A 16,088-nucleotide genomic window follows, 5' to 3' on the forward strand; every position below is an offset into this window, starting at 1 on the left:
AATTAACATCATTTATGACATTAATCCCTATCAACCACATGCTCCGCCTCAAAGACCGTTATCAATGCACTTAGCAGGCCTCCAAAACTTAATAGTTCCTTACTCAATGGATGCCAGGGAGATATATCCTCCAACATCTTCAGCTTCTTCAGCATGAGATTTTGTCCCGATGATGTATCAAATGGCTTTCTGAAAATGGAAAAGAACATCTGTAACCTGTCTGACTTGTCAACCTTACCATTAAGCTGTTTTCTAAGGCACTCTGATTTATAGAAAAACCAATCCTGATCATTGAGTCGATATATGCAAATGAGTTCCAGCATTTTGAGCATCAACAGTTCTCTTTGGTCTTTTATAGCATTCGTCACACTTGAATTAGCTAGTTTGATGATCTCTTTGAGCTCTCCTTTTTGATAGTGATGGTAGGCTTTGTAATAGCCCCATCTGCCTTCAAACATATCCTTATTATGATCTACTAAAACTCGATTTATTTCTTGAAGCAACTTGCCTTGCAAATCTGTATTGAATGATCTAAGAGCTATAATATATTTCAACTCATATATTACAGATTGCCATGGCAGCGTTTGCTCCAGATATTTCTCTGCCCGCAAAAGAAATCTGTCGGCTTCTCCAAAATTTCTAATACAGATCGATGCTTTGGTCAATTCGAGGTAAGTCAGCCCAAGACAAACACCATTTGGATCATGTTGTTCTTCAAGCTTCTTAATCAGCGTTTTGAGTCGTATGAAGGCCACTTCAAAAAGATGTTGATGAAATAAACCGTTGATTTCATGTAACTGGTGTATAAAACTAACATCAGCCAGAGGAAGTTGCTCCTTTCCTATTAATTGCATCAAACTTCCTCTCAGCCCATCATCACTATTATGATCGTTCTTCACTGACTCTATAATGTATTGTTTTAAATACTCATTAATGCTGAGGTCACTACTCAAGTTTTTAATATAATTGCATGAGGTATTTACTGATGGTGCCTCAAACGGGAAATACCTGTTTTGAAGGTCAACAGCTTCGCAGTGAATCACTGTCAAGTGTTCCTTTTCAGATGTGAAAAGTACTTCTTCGAGCATCTGACGAGCATGATCTTCCATACCTCTGTCTAGCAATATTTTAATACAGTAAAGTTTTTTATGACAGGCCATTTCCTCACCAAAACGGTCGTCTTCCCTTTTAGTCTGATGAAATGATAATAAGAAGTCGTACAGGCTCTCCCTTAATCTTTTGCTTAACTGATAATAGTTCTGTCTGGAGTATTTTTGGTCTCTAATGAACTGCTTGAAATCAGCATGCCTTTTACTTTTTAGTGCTGCTTCAAACAACTGCCTCTTCTTATTCTCACCAACACGTTTTTTAGTCAAAAACAATCTTTGAAAAGCACGAGCTTCTTTATCTGAAAGGTTCTTTACTATGGAAAATAGCGATTTCAAGTTTTTTTGGTTATCTGACCTTTTAACCTCTAGCCCCCCCTAAAAGTTTTCAGAATGTGAATAGGTTTTTGAATTTTCGTAAATCAAATTACAAAATTCAATGGTATGATTGTAGGGGAAAAACCCCCTTATTAGGGGGTAAATTGCCATAATTTTTTACTTTAAAGCTCCTGTTGATAAGCCATACTCAGTCTCTACCTCAAAGTGCTTTGTACTCTTTAAATTACTTGCATTTCAGGGTTAACCCTGATGGTCAAAACCAGTAATCTCCTGATACATTTGGTATAGAATGTATTTACCTTTAATTATCATCAAACACTGTCTATTATGGAACCCACGGCTTTAATGTACTCTAAAAGTGAGGGATTTTCTCCCAGAAGTTTATTCTTTAATTTGAAAGAGATTATATGCTATGTGTTCTATCGTCATGTTTATCGCTTCTGCTATAAATCATCCCTTATTCTAGCTATTACTGCAAAACCTTGTAATAAGCGCACACGCATAACTATCAAAAATGAATTGCCGTGGGTTAACTATTGTATCTCAAGAGTGGACAAAACCATTGAAAACATTGGAGCCTTCAACAAGGCTTCCAATCACCATAATATGGAATATCTTAATTTACGTCAGACGGTAGATGGCATTGTGAGAAAAAGAAAGCGATTAGCCACTATGGTCGGCGTTGAAATAGAAGTAAGCATCAAGCGTGAAATATTCATTTATATGAACAGAGAGATCTTTGAAATAATTATTCGCAATATCCTTGACAATGCTATTCAGTATTCTGACGACAAAAAGCGTAAAAAAATCGTTTATATTAATGCTATTGAAAACTGGGAGCATTTATTCATAAGTATAAAAGACAATGGCATCGGTATCCCTGATAAAGAGGCTGGAAAGATATTCAGGATGTTTTATAAAGTAGCTCCTTCATCACCGGGAGTTGGGGCTGGTTTATATCTTGCTAAAAAAGCTATTGAGAAAGTCAAGGGCAGCATTGATGTAGTCTCCTCAGTAGGATTAGGGTCCGAGTTCCTCATTAATTTACCATCAGTCATATCAATACTTCAACCTAAGCGCATCATCGAAAAACAGTCTGGCCCTAATAATAGTTATTGAACACTTTTGCATAATGCTGAGATGAATAAACCACTTGAGCACCGCAGAAAAATCAGGTAAAACCATGCTTCTTATCGTATCAAGAGTATCATTTAGTCTTTTTTATTATCATGACCTCCCATAGTTGCAGCCTTATGGCTGCGTATATAAAGTAGCTCTAATGTAATACAGAAAAAGTTACACTAATAAACACTTTAATTATGGTATATCTCATGCCCAAAAAGTTACGGATCAGATAGTTCGGAGCTAATATGGCCTGCTCTATGTGATAAGGCTAAAAATTCACTTTACCTTTAATTTACGTAAATGCTTTTCTACAAGATCGTCTAGTTCAGTTTTACTAAAACCAAGTTTTTCACCAACAGTATTGATCAGTTTGTGCTCAGCAGGAGCAAAATCACCATCTACCAAAGCAAACTTTATCATATCCTCCAACTGCTTCTCTTTTTCAACATGGTTCTGGGGTATCAGGTAAAGGTATTCATGTGCTCTATCGAGCATAATGTTAAGCCTATCAAGGGGTATACCTCTTTCAAATGCAATTTTAGAGAGAGTAACTCTTTCAATATCCTCTATTTTACCGTCTACCGCTGCAAGTGAAACAAGGTTACGAAAATGCTCTAATTCAATATCTAACATAACTATGGCCTATAATACAGTTTAAAAAATGCTACGGGCTTATAAGATAAGAGATTAAATTGAAATATGATAGCATTTTAACAGGATTCAATTCCTATTTTTGCTATTAGTTTACTACATATGATTCCGGGTCTGACATGTCATTCCTTTTCCCTATATTCCATCAACACAAATAATCATTTCTTCTTGGATACTACTATTGATGTATCCTAGTTCCAACCCTCCTTTTACTTCACATTTTGAGACTAGTACGAAAAAATATGATCTGATTCGTTATTCAGAAAACCAGAATCTAAAGCGATATCTGAATCATAGATTTTAGGAGAACCAACGGCAAATTAATCTTCAACTTCAGATTATCTGGTCAATATTTAAGCACGCCTTCTTATTGACATTTTTATTATTGAGGATTTGCAAATAAAGGCTTATATTAATGCATAGACCTCATAAATGCGTACCCCTATACTATATTATTCATTTATACAGTTCTCCCAATATTTGGCCTATGCTGTAATAGGGATATCTGTAGTAGTTTTGGCTGGTTGGCAATTCAATATTGACATTTTCAAGCGTGTCATCCCTGGTCTTGTTGCCATGAATCCACTTACTGCCATTTGCTTTATTATGTCTGCAGTTTCTCTTCTTCTTTTTTACTCTAAAAAGGCATATGTAAAATGGGGTAAAGTAGTAGCCATGAGTGTTACTACCATTGGCTCCATAAAGGTAGTTGGAATGTTGATAGGGTTGGAATACAATATAGATGAACTCCTGTTTCACAATAAGCTGCAAGCCGATATTGTAGTTGAGAACACCAATAGTATGGCTCCTAACACAGCACTGTGTTTTATAATTATTGGTCTGGCCTTATTTTACCTACAGCGAGAAAGTCAGGCGGGAAAGAAAGGTTCGGAGTTCTTGTCCATAGCAGTTTTACTGATATCTCTTTTATCAGTGATCGGATACATATATAATATCAGCTTCTATTATCGCTTCTTGGCCTTCATTCCAATGGCACTACATACTGCACTCTGCTTCCTAACCTTATCCATTGCAGTATTATTTTTTCATCCTGACAAGGGTATGATTAGTGAACTAACTACCCCTCATGCAGGAGGAAAAATGGCTCGCAAGTTACTACTGCCCATTTTTCTGGTTCCTATACTATTGGGGTGGATATCCCTTCTTGGAAACAATGCTTCACTTTATGATTCAGAATTTGCTGCAGCTACTTTTACTATTGGGGTCATTATACTCCTGGCAATTGTTACCTGGCTGGCGGCAAAATCGCTCAACCAGGCTGACCGGCAAAGAGACCAGAACGAAACAGAGCTTGAAAATGCCAATGAAGAGCTTAGGGCACAGGCTGACCAACTTACGGCTTTAAACAAAGAATTAGAATCCTTTTCATATTCCATCAGCCACGACTTAAGAGCCCCCTTGAGAAGTATTATCGGTTTCAGCAAAATACTTGAAGAAGATTATGAACATATACTGGATCAGGAAGGGAAAAAAATTCTGACCACGGTACTAGCAAGTTCAGAAAAAATGAACAAACTGATAGATTGCCTTCTGAGTTTCTCAAAATTGGAAAGAGAAAGCATTGAAAAGAAAAAAATAGATATGAACAAGCTGGCACAAAACACCATTAAAGAACTTTTAGGCTCTCACACAAATAACATTTCTATTACCATTGACCCTCTTCCAGCAGCCAACGCAGATAAAGTCATGATATCTCTGGTTTATCAAAACTTAATCTCCAATGCCATTAAGTATTCCTCAAAAAAGGAATCTCCTTCTATTCATATTGGTACAAAAAAAATGAATGGAGAAGCAGTTTATTTTGTTAAGGATAATGGAGCCGGCTTTGACATGAACTATTACGACAAGTTATTTGGAGTTTTTCAACGCTTGCATAGTGATAGAGAATTTGAAGGAACAGGAATCGGATTGGCTACGGTTAACAGAATTGTACAAAGACATGGTGGACGCACTTGGGCTGAAGGAAAGATTGGCGAAGGATCCGTTTTTTACTTTACACTAGGTAATTAACAAAGTTCTGCTGCTAATACCTTACCTTTGAAGTTCAACTAGTTATTATTTTTGACAATTCTTCCTTTATACCTGATCCCTGTGATCCGTCCTTTCACAAATCATCAATAAAATAAAGGCCGATCTTCATTTTGTAAATTTAACCACGGCTCACGGGTTAGTTGAGTAGAAGCACAAATCTATAATGGGTAAATATAACGGCGCAGACTATCAAAAAAATATCGAAAAACAGCATTCAGAATCAGTACTAACAGAAGAACGGGAATATTGGTGGAATGAGGATTACCTGGAACTTTTATCTAAGAGGCTCAATTTTGATCAGTGTCAAAAGGTTGCAGATATTGGCTGCGGCATTGGTACTATGTCATTCGCGCTTTCAAAGTTCTTTCCCGAAAACACTGTAATAAAAGGAATGGATTTTGAAAAAGGGCATATTAAAAAGGCGCGTCAAAAGAGCAAAAAGAAGAGTAGAGAACATGGAAACGAATTTCACTTTGTTGAAGGAGACGCTATGGATATACCTTTCGAGACTGATGAAATGGATCTCACCTTTTGTCAGACTCTGCTAATTCATGTGGACCAACCAACGCATGTTCTTGAAGAAATGAAGCGTGTAACTAAAAACGACGGTTGGATTGTAGCCATTGAACCTAACAACCTTGTCCACTCACTAATGTTTGACAATTACGCTCAAACCCACTTTGACATTGATGATATGATGAAGATCATTGAAGTACGTCTAAGGTGCGAAAAGGGAAAAAGAAAGCTGGGGCTTGGTTTTAATTCACTTGGAGACGCTCTTCCTGATCTTTTCACACAAGTAGGGTTAGAAGACATACAGGTTTGGATTTCCGATAAAGCACTATCCTGTATCCCTCCCTATGATACCCGAGAAAAAAGAGTAAGGGTTGCACAATTGATAGATTGGCTGGAAACGGGGGGCGGTGGTGGCTTCAATTATGACCGTGACTTGTGGTATTTCAAGGCAGGAGGTGGAAAGAAGGCTGACTTTGATATATATTGGAACTATGTAATGATGTACAAAGAAAAGCTTTTAAAACAGCTTATTGAGCAAAAATACATCTCGGCAGGAGGAAGTTTAATGTATATTGTGGCTGGCAGAGTTTCCAAATAGAGCCCACAGACTAGGACTTGCTCATTACAGCTCCACCAATTCTATTTTTAAGGTGGGGCAATTCTTCCAATGGGGTTACCGTTGAAAGCAATCCATCCAGGTTCCGGGAAAACTTAGTAGTAATGAGGCTTAGCTTGTATTCTGAATCTTGTTCATACCAAACCTTTTGAAGGTCGTACTGAATATCAAATGCATTTTGCAAATTATAAAATTGATGCATTTGTGATTTTGCTACGTGAAGTGTATCTGGATGATAATAATTAATAATGGAAATCGATTTATGCATAGACTTTTCCGACTCCAAGTTGAGCCATTGGTACCCAAGAGAATTGATATACCTAATAGTCAAATCCGGGTTGATAACATAAAATATTGTTGGTACAACCTCTCCTACCTGCTCAAGTGTCATTTCTTCTTCTAAAATCCAATGATCTATTGCGAGCAGGTTAACATTATCCAGCATCAAATCTTTTTGCACAATAAATAGATTAATTAGTATACGCAAAAATATTAATAAATTATTAAATCATATAATTAACTAATTAATATATCTTACATATTTAATTTCAGTAATTAAAAATTACTTCTGGCCTATAAGCGAATATCAGGTTAACCAATTACAAAATAGCAACATTCTACTAACAAAACTTACATGTTTCGAACTACAGCAACCTAATATGTCAATACTACTATTAGGTCAGGAAATGCAATGGACCTGCATTGGGGTTATAAATAACAGAAATAACCCCAATACAAAGCCCTCATTGCGGTGGCAATAATTTATATTGTTAATGGCTGGGTGGTGTAGTAGGTCTGACTTCAATTTTACTAGGCAATGTCCTCGGGTTAATCCTTAGTAAATCTACTACCATTTCTCCTATATCTTCGATCTGTATTTTCCATGCATCCTGCTCCCCTGGTTCATGATTATTAAAGTGAGTAGAAACAGACCCCGGCATGATTGTACTTACCCTTATACCATACTTGCGAAGGTCCAACATAATTGCCTGTGTAAACCCCGTTAACCCAAATTTACTAGCATTATATGCAGAACCTCCTGCAAAAAAGTTAGTACCAGCGAGGCTTGATATCGTGATAATATAACCCTTGCTAATTTTGAGCGGATCGATTGTCGCTTTAACAGTATTGAATACACCTGTTAAGTTTGTACCTATAGTCTCCTGCCATTGCTCTGAAGTAAGCTCTTCAATAGAGCCAAAATGTCCAAGACCCGCATTCGCAATTACAACATCCAATTTACCCCATTTTTGTAGTATTTTAGCTACCGCATCCTTTTGGGAATCTATATTCCGAACATCTGCCTCAATTGCCAACACCTCACTATTTCCAATGCCCTGAAGCCTTTTAGCCGCTTCATCTGCAGCATCTTGCGATCGGCTTGTGATTGCTACATTCATTCCACTCTTGATCATAGCTTCTGCTATCCCAAAGCCTATTCCTTTACTGCCCCCTGTTATTAATGCGGTTTTTCCTTCTATTTCTGTCATTTTATTTTTTGGTTTTCTAAACTTTACTTGTTTACGGAATAAAGATTCCTTTGTTATCGATCAATTATTTACCTGATAGATATGCTTCTATGAAGACAACTGACCTAGCCAAATCGTCCATTAAACTGAAAAATGGCATATTTAATAATAAAAGTTAATAGTTTTGCAACTAAATTAAGTTTGAGACATGAGGCTTGTACAGTTATCCCGCGAATTAGGTATTACACAAAGTGAAATCATTGAATTCCTAACAAACAGCGGTATTAAAAACATAGAAGGGAGTAATACTAAAATTGATGACCATGCAATAACCCTAGTCATGCAACATTTTGGCAAACCAAACATTGCTGAGGCAGAAGAAGCCGATCAACCTCGGACTTCTGATGCAGTGCAAACAATGAATCCGGTTGAGACCAATGAAGGGGAACCCAATCAAATGGTGAGTCAAGAATCAAATACTGTATATGAGGAAAATCAGTTAGAGGAAGTTGTATCTCTTGAGGAAAATATGGCTGATGAAAGTGCTGATTCCGATCAAAATGAAGCTGGGGGCAATTCTGATTCTCCTCACAAGGTAGAGGTTATAAGGGCAAAGAAAATAAAACTTGAAGGTATTAAGGTATTAGGCAAAATTAAACTCCCTGAGCCTGTAAAAAAAGAAAAAGAAGAGGTCAATGAAAAACCAGTTATAGAAAAGAAGCACCCCAAAAAAAGAAGCTTCCAGGATAAAAATGGAAAAAAGCCTCATCGCAAGTCTAAAAGGGAAGAAAGCTACGAGCAAAAACAAAAGCGCCAGGAAAGAGAGGCTCTGAAAAAGAAAAAGGAAAGGGAAAAAAAACTAAAAGAGAAAAAGAAAGCCCATTACGAACAACAGGTTAAACCTGGCCTGAATAAACAAAAGCCATCCGCTAAACCCAAGAAAAAGAAAACTTCAGAAGCTCCAATTGAAAAAGAAGAAGTTATTCATTACAAAAATCCAATAAAGAAGTTTTGGGCATGGCTAAATGGCAAGTATGACTAACCCAATATTTGGGTAACCTCATCGTTATTAGCGTATTGAGTAATATTATTTGCAATTTGGCAATATGAAAAAAATTATAATACTGGCAGCAACAGTTATTGTTGCAAGCAGCCTTTTTTACTATCTGTATTGGTCTCCTGTCTATCGGATTAAACCTCTTAACCTGATTCCTCCTCAGGCATCTTTTATATTGGCAAGCAGTCGCCCTATCGATAGCTGGCAAGAATTGAGCGAGAGTGACATATGGGCACATCTCAAAAAGAACCCTCAATTCGCAGAAATAACTGATAATGCCAATTACCTGGATTCACTATTTTGGGCTAATGAATGGCTGGACTTTGTTGGCAACAAGGAACTTTTAATTGCGGCGCACCCTGTACAAGATACTTATGATTACTTATATGTTATGGACCTGGCACGGGCATCTCGCCTTCAAAACATAAAGTACTACATGCAGAATTTTGTTGATGAGAGCTATAAATTAACATACAGAAAATATGAAGGTGTAGAGATCACCGAGTTTTATGATATCATAGAAAAAGAGACACTTTACCTCTCTTTTATTGAAAATCTGCTCGTAATCTCTTATTCTCCTACACTGATTGAAGCGGTGATTAGGCAACACGTCAACCCAGAAGAAAATGACAGGTATTTTCTAGAGATAACTGATCAACTGGGTTACAAAGGACAGTTACGAGCATATGTGAACCTCAATAGCTTCATGGACTACCTGGGACAATTCGCTCTTGACAACCCATCAATGGATATGATTAAAACCAGTCTCAGGTATGGAGGTTTTGCCTTGAATCTTGGCGAGAACAAGCTTGGGTTAGGCGGTATCACCAATATTAATGATACCGTTAACTCGTACTTAAAAGCATTGTACATGTCAGGGGAAGGCTCTCACGAATTCCTTAAAGTTATCCCGCAGACTTCTCCATATTTTGTGAGTCTGGGTTTCAATGATTTCCCTTCATTTGTCGAAAACCTCGAGAGCACATTAAGAACAAACCCAAATCAGGAAAAGGCCTACATGGAGAACAGAAATCTTGTAGAGAGTTTCTTGAAAATTGACCTCAATGAGGTTTTTATAGACTGGGTTGACAATGAAGCTGTCATGCTCCAGGCTAATGCAAGTAGCAAAACCGGCATCAATGAATATGCACTCTTACTGAAAGCCAAAGATATTGAACAGGCTAAAACAGGACTGGGTAAGATACGCCAACAAATAAAGAAAAAAACACCTGTAAAGGTAAAAAGCGTAACCTATAAGGGGCATGAAATCCATTATATGGCCATGAAAGGTTTCTTCAAAGTATTCCTAGGAAAGCTCTTTGACAAGTTTGATAAACCATACTACTGTACAATTGGTAATTGGGTAATATTCAGTAATCATCCTCACACTTTGAAGAATATTATAGATGCTGTAGAAGATGAAACCACCCTATATTACAATGATGAGTTTCAAGAACATTATGAAGAACTAAAAGATCATACGTCGGTATTCGCATACATCAATATGCCAGACCTATTTGATGACCTGCGTCCGCTTATGGAACAGGAAGACTGGTGGGATATGCAAAAGAACAAGGATTATATTACCTGTTTTAAACACATGAGCCTCCAACTTTCTCCTCAGGATGGTGATATCTTTCATACTGGGCTTTACACCTCTTTTGAAGTACCTGCTATAAATGGATACACAAGTAAAAAAGCATTACCCTCGATAGTACCAAAGTACGAAACACCCCATCAGGCACTTGCTTGGTCAGAGACCTATAAGAAAGTGCTAAAAGAGATAGATAGAATAGCAATACCCGACCTTACTCAGGATGAATACAAAGCCTATTATGAAAACGGCAACCTCCAATATGAAGTAGACCTCAAAAACGGGTGGAAACATGGCAGGTTTGAAAGCTACTTCGAAAATGGCACTGAGCAGTTTAAAGGTCGTTATAAGAATGATAAAAAAGACGGTACCTGGAGAGTTTATAATGAACAAGGCGAATTAATTACCAAAATTAAATATGACGAGGGTATACAAGAAAAATGAGATTATTGGAAACAAATAAAAGCCCCTACCTTGGTAGTGTAAACTGAACGCTGAACGCTGTCCTGCCCGCTGATCAAGTCGAGCGGTGATCGTTCTCTAAATTTAATAGCGAATTGCTGAACTGTCAAGCTCCAATTATGGAATGGTGCTGTTTATTTTGAAACGTTATCCCAAACTGGAAGTTTTAACCTTAATTTATTGCTCTTCCAAAAGTGTAATTACCGAAACTATACCGGATAGACTTTTACACGAGACAAATCAATATAATTAGTTTTTAAAAACCTCTTTTTCTACGATTTAAAATGAAAATTACTTCATAACTTTAACTTCATCAAACCACCGGCACTTAACTACACACCGGCTTAAAAAGAAAGGATTATGGATGACCTGATGGCTGCGCGGTCTCAAATGGCCTTATCTCTCGGATTTCATATAATTTTTGCGTGTATAGGTATGGTCATGCCCTTTTTTATGGCCACCTCTCACTACTTTTATCTTAAAACGGGTGATCTTAACTATAAAAACCTGACAAAAGCATGGGGTAAAGGTGTTGCTATATTTTTTGTAACAGGCGCGGTTTCTGGCACCATGCTTTCTTTTGAGCTTGGCTTACTATGGCCAGCCTTCATGGAACATGCCGGCCCAATCTTTGGAATGCCTTTTTCTCTGGAAGGAACAGCCTTTTTTATTGAAGCCATAGCTATTGGCTTTTTCTTGTATGGCTGGGACAGGTTCAGCCCTTGGTTTCACTGGATAACTGGGCTAATTGTAGGTATCAGTGGCCTAGCTTCTGGTATTCTGGTGGTAGCAGCTAATGGCTGGATGAACAGCCCTTCAGGCTTTGACTATGTCGATGGCAAATATATTAATATAGACCCCATAGCGGCGATGTTTAACGACGCTTGGTTTACTCAGGCACTCCATATGACCATAGCAGCCTTTGTTGCTACAGGTTTTGCAGTGGCAGGCATACATGCCCTGATGCTTTTAAAAGGCAAGAATATAGGCTTTCATATCAAGGCATTCAAAATAGCTATCATTTTCGGCGGAATTGCGGCTGTAGTCCAACCTATTTCAGGAGATATTTCAGCCAAAGATATTGCCAAAAGACAGCCTGAAAAACTGGCGGCAATGGAGTCTCATTTCGAGACAAAAAAGCAGGCACCACTACTTATTGGAGGTATTCCCGATCTGGAGAGAAAAACCGTAGATTATTCCATAAAAATTCCCGGGGCTCTTAGCTTTCTTGCTCACGGCGACTTTGATGCTGTTGTAATCGGACTTGATCAGATCCCGGAAGAAAATCACCCTCCTGTTTTAGTAACTCACATAGCCTTTCAAATCATGGTCTTTACAGGTATGATTATGGTTGGTTTAGGCTTACTATACTTCTTTGCCATTTGGAAAAAACAGAACTGGATTAACAAAAAATGGTTTCTGAAGTTATTTATTGCGGCAACTCCCTTAGGCTTCATAGCCGTTGAAGCCGGGTGGACCGTGACAGAGGTTGGGCGACAGCCATGGATACTTTATGGCTATATGAAAACAAGTGAAGCCCTAACTCCTATGCCAGGAATCACTTATTCATTCATAGTGTTTTCCTTGGTATACCTCTCATTATCTTTAGTTGTAGTGTTTCTACTTTACAGACAAATAAAGGCAGTACCTGAATTATATAGCAACCAGAACAAAACTACGGAGTCAATTCAATAGCCTATGTTATACGTTGTCATTGCATTTCTAAGTTTATCCATTCTGTTCTACCTCCTTTTCGGTGGGGCAGACTTTGGTGCTGGTATAGTGGAACTGATTACTAAAAGCGAACTCCGGCAAAATACCCGAATGCTTACATATAAAACAATTGGTCCCATATGGGAGGCAAACCATATGTGGCTCGTCATCATTATTGTTATTCTTTTTGTAGGCTTCCCTCCCATCTATTCAACACTGTCAATTTACCTGCATATCCCTTTGCTTTTCATGCTGCTCGGCATTATTGGCAGAGGTACTGCCTTTGTCTTTCGCCATTACGATGCTGTAAAAGATGACATGCAAAGGGTTTACAATCTCATATTCACTTATTCAAGCTTTATCACGCCCTTTTTTCTAGGTATAATAGCTGGTGCCATGATATCCGGAAATATCAACCCTGATGCGGACAACTTCTACGCCCTTTTTATTGCTCCCTGGACTGGATTTTTCCCTATCACGGTTGGTATATTTACTGTATGTATTTGTGGTTTTCTTGCTGCAGTTTACTTATCAGGTGAAGAGACTGATCAGGATATCAGACAGCTATTTATTCGTAAGGCTCGTTTACTTAATTTAGGTACTGTACTATCTGGTGCTATGGTGTTTTTTGCCGCCTACATTGATGGTATATCACAAATGGTTAAGCTGGTCATCCAACCTGTTACACTGATCATACTAACCCTTGCTTCTCTTTCTTTATGGCTTCTCTGGCACTTTCTTCATAAGCAAAAAGCTATGGAAAGTCGCCTTATTGCAGGATTTCAGGTTACAATGATACTTTTGGCCATAGGCTACCACTATTTTCCGAACTTTCTGGTGATGCATAATGGCACAAATCTATCTCTGATTAATTCAGCAGCTATGGGTAAACCAATTACTACACTAGCATGGGCTCTTATACTGGGCAGTATATTTATTCTTCCTTCACTTTTCTATCTGATATACAGTTTCCAAAAAGAACAGCAAAAGGAGGTTTTGTAAATATTGATTTACCGAATGTATTGAAATAGTCTGCACACTAATTAAAAAATAAATTCAATGGATCGGCCTTAGATCATACCACGGCTTTTCAACTCCAGGTATTTATTGATAGCATTAATGGATAAGTTTTCCGGGCGAGTAAATATATTTTGTATGCCATAACGACTCAGTTCACTAGTGATCTGCTCTCTATCAGAAGCGATCTTATGCGCAATGGTCTTATAGTAAATATCCTTGAGTGTTTTCTTTTCAGCACTATAATAGTTTATAAGCTCTTTATTTTCGAATACAACCACCACAAGTAAATGTAATTTATTGATCCTCCTAAGTACCGGCAATACACGTTCCAACGCATGTGCACTTTCAAAATTTGTAAACAGAAATATCAAACTACGGCCTCTCAGGGTTCTCCTTAGTACTGTATACATTTTTTCATAGTTAGCATCCAGCCTACTCTCCTCTTCTCTGTAAAGAGCTTCCAGTATTTTCTTCAGTTGGCTCCGACCTCGATCTGCCTTAATGATACTACCCATATTATCTGAGAACGTGATCAATCCTGCTTTATCCTGCTTCTGAAGCGATGTATTAGCTATAACTAAACTCGAGTTAACCGAATAATCCAGTAAGCTTAGTCCATTAAATGGCATCTTCATATAGCGGCTTTTATCTATAAGACAATAAACCTGCTGAGCCTTTTCATCTGTATAGCTATTTACCATAAGTTTACTAGCTCTGGACGTCGCCTTCCAGTTCATACTCTTGTAGTCATCTCCAATGGTATATTCCTTGATTTGCTCAAACTCATAGCTATGCCCAATCCTTCTGATTTTCTTAATACCAAAATTTGAAGTGATGCTTACAGCTGCCTTAAGCTCATACTTCTTCATATCAATAATGGAAGGGTAAACAGCGACATTATCCTCAAGGTTGAAAGATATACGCCTCTGGACAAGACCAATAACAGAGGTTAAGAATAAATGAACCTTTCCAAAGTTATATTGCCCTCGCACCAACGGTCGAATGTTATAAACAGTTTTGTTTTTCTCATTTGGCAACAGGTGGGTATGCTTTACAAACCCCCTTCTTTGCAACTGGTAAGGAAGTTCATCTACAATTTCGATAGACAAAGGTATGGAAGACATATTTCTGATCCGAAGCTCTACTTCATTATCATTGCCTAGTGAGAGTAGTTTTGAAGTGCTTCTGGAGCAGGTTAAGGCAACCGACTTCCCATGTAACATGAGTACATCAGCAATTACAACAGCCATATAAGCCACAAGTGCCGTTTTGGCTATAGCCATAAATACTGGCCATGGAAAACCTAAAACAAACAAAAAAATAACCCCTCCTAGCAAAAGGAAGAATCTGGTAGGAAGATATAAATTCTTTAGTTGTCTCACCTGGGCACCTCAACCTTTTTGATAATCTCATCGATTACATCTTCAGGCTCCACGCCTTCCAACTCCCTATCAGGACTCAGAATAATTCGGTGGTTAAGGACTGCCTTGGCAACAAATTTAACATCATCAGGAATTACAAAATCGCGTGCATTAATGGCTGCCACAGCCTTGGAAGCCCTCATTAAAGCCAGCGAAGCCCTTGGGGATGCCCCAAGAAAGAGGTCTCCATTATTACGAGTGTCATGCACTATTTCCGCTATATAATCAAGTATTTCATCCTTGATATGGACCTGCTCTATCAACGTACCTGCTTCTTTGATGTCTTTCTTCTTCAAAACAGATTTTACGGCCTTCATAAGCTCGAGCGAGAAGTCACTTCTAAACCTTCTCAGAATGGTTTTTTCATCATTTAAACCCGGGTAATCAAGTTTTATTTTAAAAAGAAACCTGTCTAACTGTGCTTCAGGGAGTTTATAAGTACCTTCCTGCTCTATGGGGTTTTGGGTAGCAATGATCATAAATGGAAAGTCCATATTATATGTAATACCGTCTACGGTGATCTGACGCTCTTCCATCACTTCAAATAAGGCAGATTGAGTCTTGGCAGGGGCTCGGTTGATCTCGTCGATCAACACTATATTGGCAAAAACAGGTCCTGCATTAAACTTGAACTCCGAGTCTTTCATATTGAAAACGGAAGTCCCCACTACATCAGAAGGCATCAGGTCTGGAGTAAACTGCACGCGACTGTATTTGACAGATAAGGTCTGAGCAAAAAGCTTAGCCCCCATGGTCTTTGCCAAACCGGGAACACCTTCAAGTAAAATGTGCCCCTGAGTGAATAAAGAAACCATCATAAGGTCGATCAACTGGTCCTGACCTACCAATATTTTTTTGATCTCTTGCCGTACAGCACTTACATTATTCCTAAACCTAATGAGTTCGTTATCCTCCCGTAGACCTTCTTCCTGTAAATTTTCTTCCAT

At 38.1% G+C, this 16,088-nt stretch carries 13 protein-coding genes; 7 read left to right on the plus strand and 6 right to left on the minus strand.

Annotated elements, in window-relative coordinates; all coding sequences use genetic code 11:
- Window positions 1–20: 20 nt before the first annotated feature.
- The gene (locus JMN32_RS04500) at window positions 21–1,445 is read right to left on the minus strand and encodes a hypothetical protein (protein WP_202855098.1); all 1,425 of its coding nucleotides are present in this window, start codon (window positions 1,443–1,445) and stop codon (window positions 21–23) included.
- A 327-nt stretch (window positions 1,446–1,772) separates the two neighbouring features.
- Here JMN32_RS04500 and JMN32_RS04505 point away from each other — a divergent pair, with 327 nt between their 5' ends.
- Entirely contained in the window at window positions 1,773–2,564 is a 792-nt protein-coding gene (locus JMN32_RS04505; protein WP_202855099.1) for a sensor histidine kinase, read from the plus strand.
- A 282-nt stretch (window positions 2,565–2,846) separates the two neighbouring features.
- On the opposite strand, the gene JMN32_RS04510 is transcribed toward JMN32_RS04505, so the two are convergent.
- Window positions 2,847–3,203 carry a hypothetical protein gene (locus JMN32_RS04510; protein WP_202855100.1) on the minus strand — a complete coding sequence of 119 codons (357 nt, stop codon included), beginning with the start codon at window positions 3,201–3,203 and terminating at the stop codon, window positions 2,847–2,849.
- 450 nt (window positions 3,204–3,653) lie between these two features.
- Between JMN32_RS04510 and JMN32_RS04515 the strand changes: the two genes are divergently transcribed.
- A complete protein-coding gene (locus tag JMN32_RS04515) occupies window positions 3,654–5,252 on the plus strand; it encodes a sensor histidine kinase (protein ID WP_202855101.1) in 1,599 nt (532 codons plus the stop codon).
- 184 nt (window positions 5,253–5,436) lie between these two features.
- The gene (locus JMN32_RS04520) at window positions 5,437–6,387 is read left to right on the plus strand and encodes a class I SAM-dependent methyltransferase (RefSeq protein ID WP_202855102.1); all 951 of its coding nucleotides are present in this window, start codon (window positions 5,437–5,439) and stop codon (window positions 6,385–6,387) included.
- A 10-nt stretch (window positions 6,388–6,397) separates the two neighbouring features.
- Here the strand turns inward: JMN32_RS04520 and JMN32_RS04525 are convergent, their stop codons facing one another.
- Together JMN32_RS04525 and JMN32_RS04530 are read right to left on the minus strand one after the other, a co-directional pair.
- Window positions 6,398–6,865, minus strand: coding sequence for a hypothetical protein (locus JMN32_RS04525; protein WP_202855103.1), 468 nt, complete (start codon window positions 6,863–6,865; stop codon window positions 6,398–6,400).
- Between the two features lie 310 nt (window positions 6,866–7,175).
- Entirely contained in the window at window positions 7,176–7,895 is a 720-nt protein-coding gene (locus JMN32_RS04530; protein WP_202855104.1) for an SDR family oxidoreductase, read from the minus strand.
- A 187-nt stretch (window positions 7,896–8,082) separates the two neighbouring features.
- Between JMN32_RS04530 and JMN32_RS04535 the strand changes: the two genes are divergently transcribed.
- From JMN32_RS04535 to JMN32_RS04550, 4 genes are all read left to right on the plus strand, one after another.
- Complete coding sequence (locus tag JMN32_RS04535) at window positions 8,083–8,916, plus strand: hypothetical protein (protein ID WP_202855105.1); 834 nt, start codon at window positions 8,083–8,085, stop codon at window positions 8,914–8,916.
- 64 nt (window positions 8,917–8,980) lie between these two features.
- Complete coding sequence (locus JMN32_RS04540; protein ID WP_202855106.1) at window positions 8,981–10,969, plus strand: DUF3352 domain-containing protein; 1,989 nt, start codon at window positions 8,981–8,983, stop codon at window positions 10,967–10,969.
- Window positions 10,970–11,347: 378 nt separating this feature from the next.
- Window positions 11,348–12,682, plus strand: a complete 1,335-nt coding sequence (locus tag JMN32_RS04545) for a cytochrome ubiquinol oxidase subunit I (RefSeq protein ID WP_202855107.1) — start codon at window positions 11,348–11,350, stop codon at window positions 12,680–12,682.
- A gap of 3 nt (window positions 12,683–12,685) precedes the next feature.
- The gene (locus tag JMN32_RS04550) at window positions 12,686–13,702 is read left to right on the plus strand and encodes a cytochrome d ubiquinol oxidase subunit II (protein WP_202855108.1); all 1,017 of its coding nucleotides are present in this window, start codon (window positions 12,686–12,688) and stop codon (window positions 13,700–13,702) included.
- 68 nt (window positions 13,703–13,770) lie between these two features.
- Here JMN32_RS04550 and JMN32_RS04555 read toward each other — a convergent pair whose 3' ends face one another.
- Together JMN32_RS04555 and JMN32_RS04560 are read right to left on the minus strand one after the other, a co-directional pair.
- On the minus strand, window positions 13,771–15,003 hold the full coding sequence (locus tag JMN32_RS04555; protein ID WP_202855109.1) for a DUF58 domain-containing protein: 1,233 nt from the start codon (window positions 15,001–15,003) through the stop codon (window positions 13,771–13,773).
- Between the two features lie 95 nt (window positions 15,004–15,098).
- Window positions 15,099–16,088, minus strand: coding sequence for an AAA family ATPase (locus tag JMN32_RS04560; protein ID WP_202855110.1), 990 nt, complete (start codon window positions 16,086–16,088; stop codon window positions 15,099–15,101).

Source organism: Fulvivirga marina, from assembly GCF_016775155.1.
GTDB classification, from domain to species: Bacteria; Bacteroidota; Bacteroidia; order Cytophagales; family Cyclobacteriaceae; genus Fulvivirga; species Fulvivirga marina.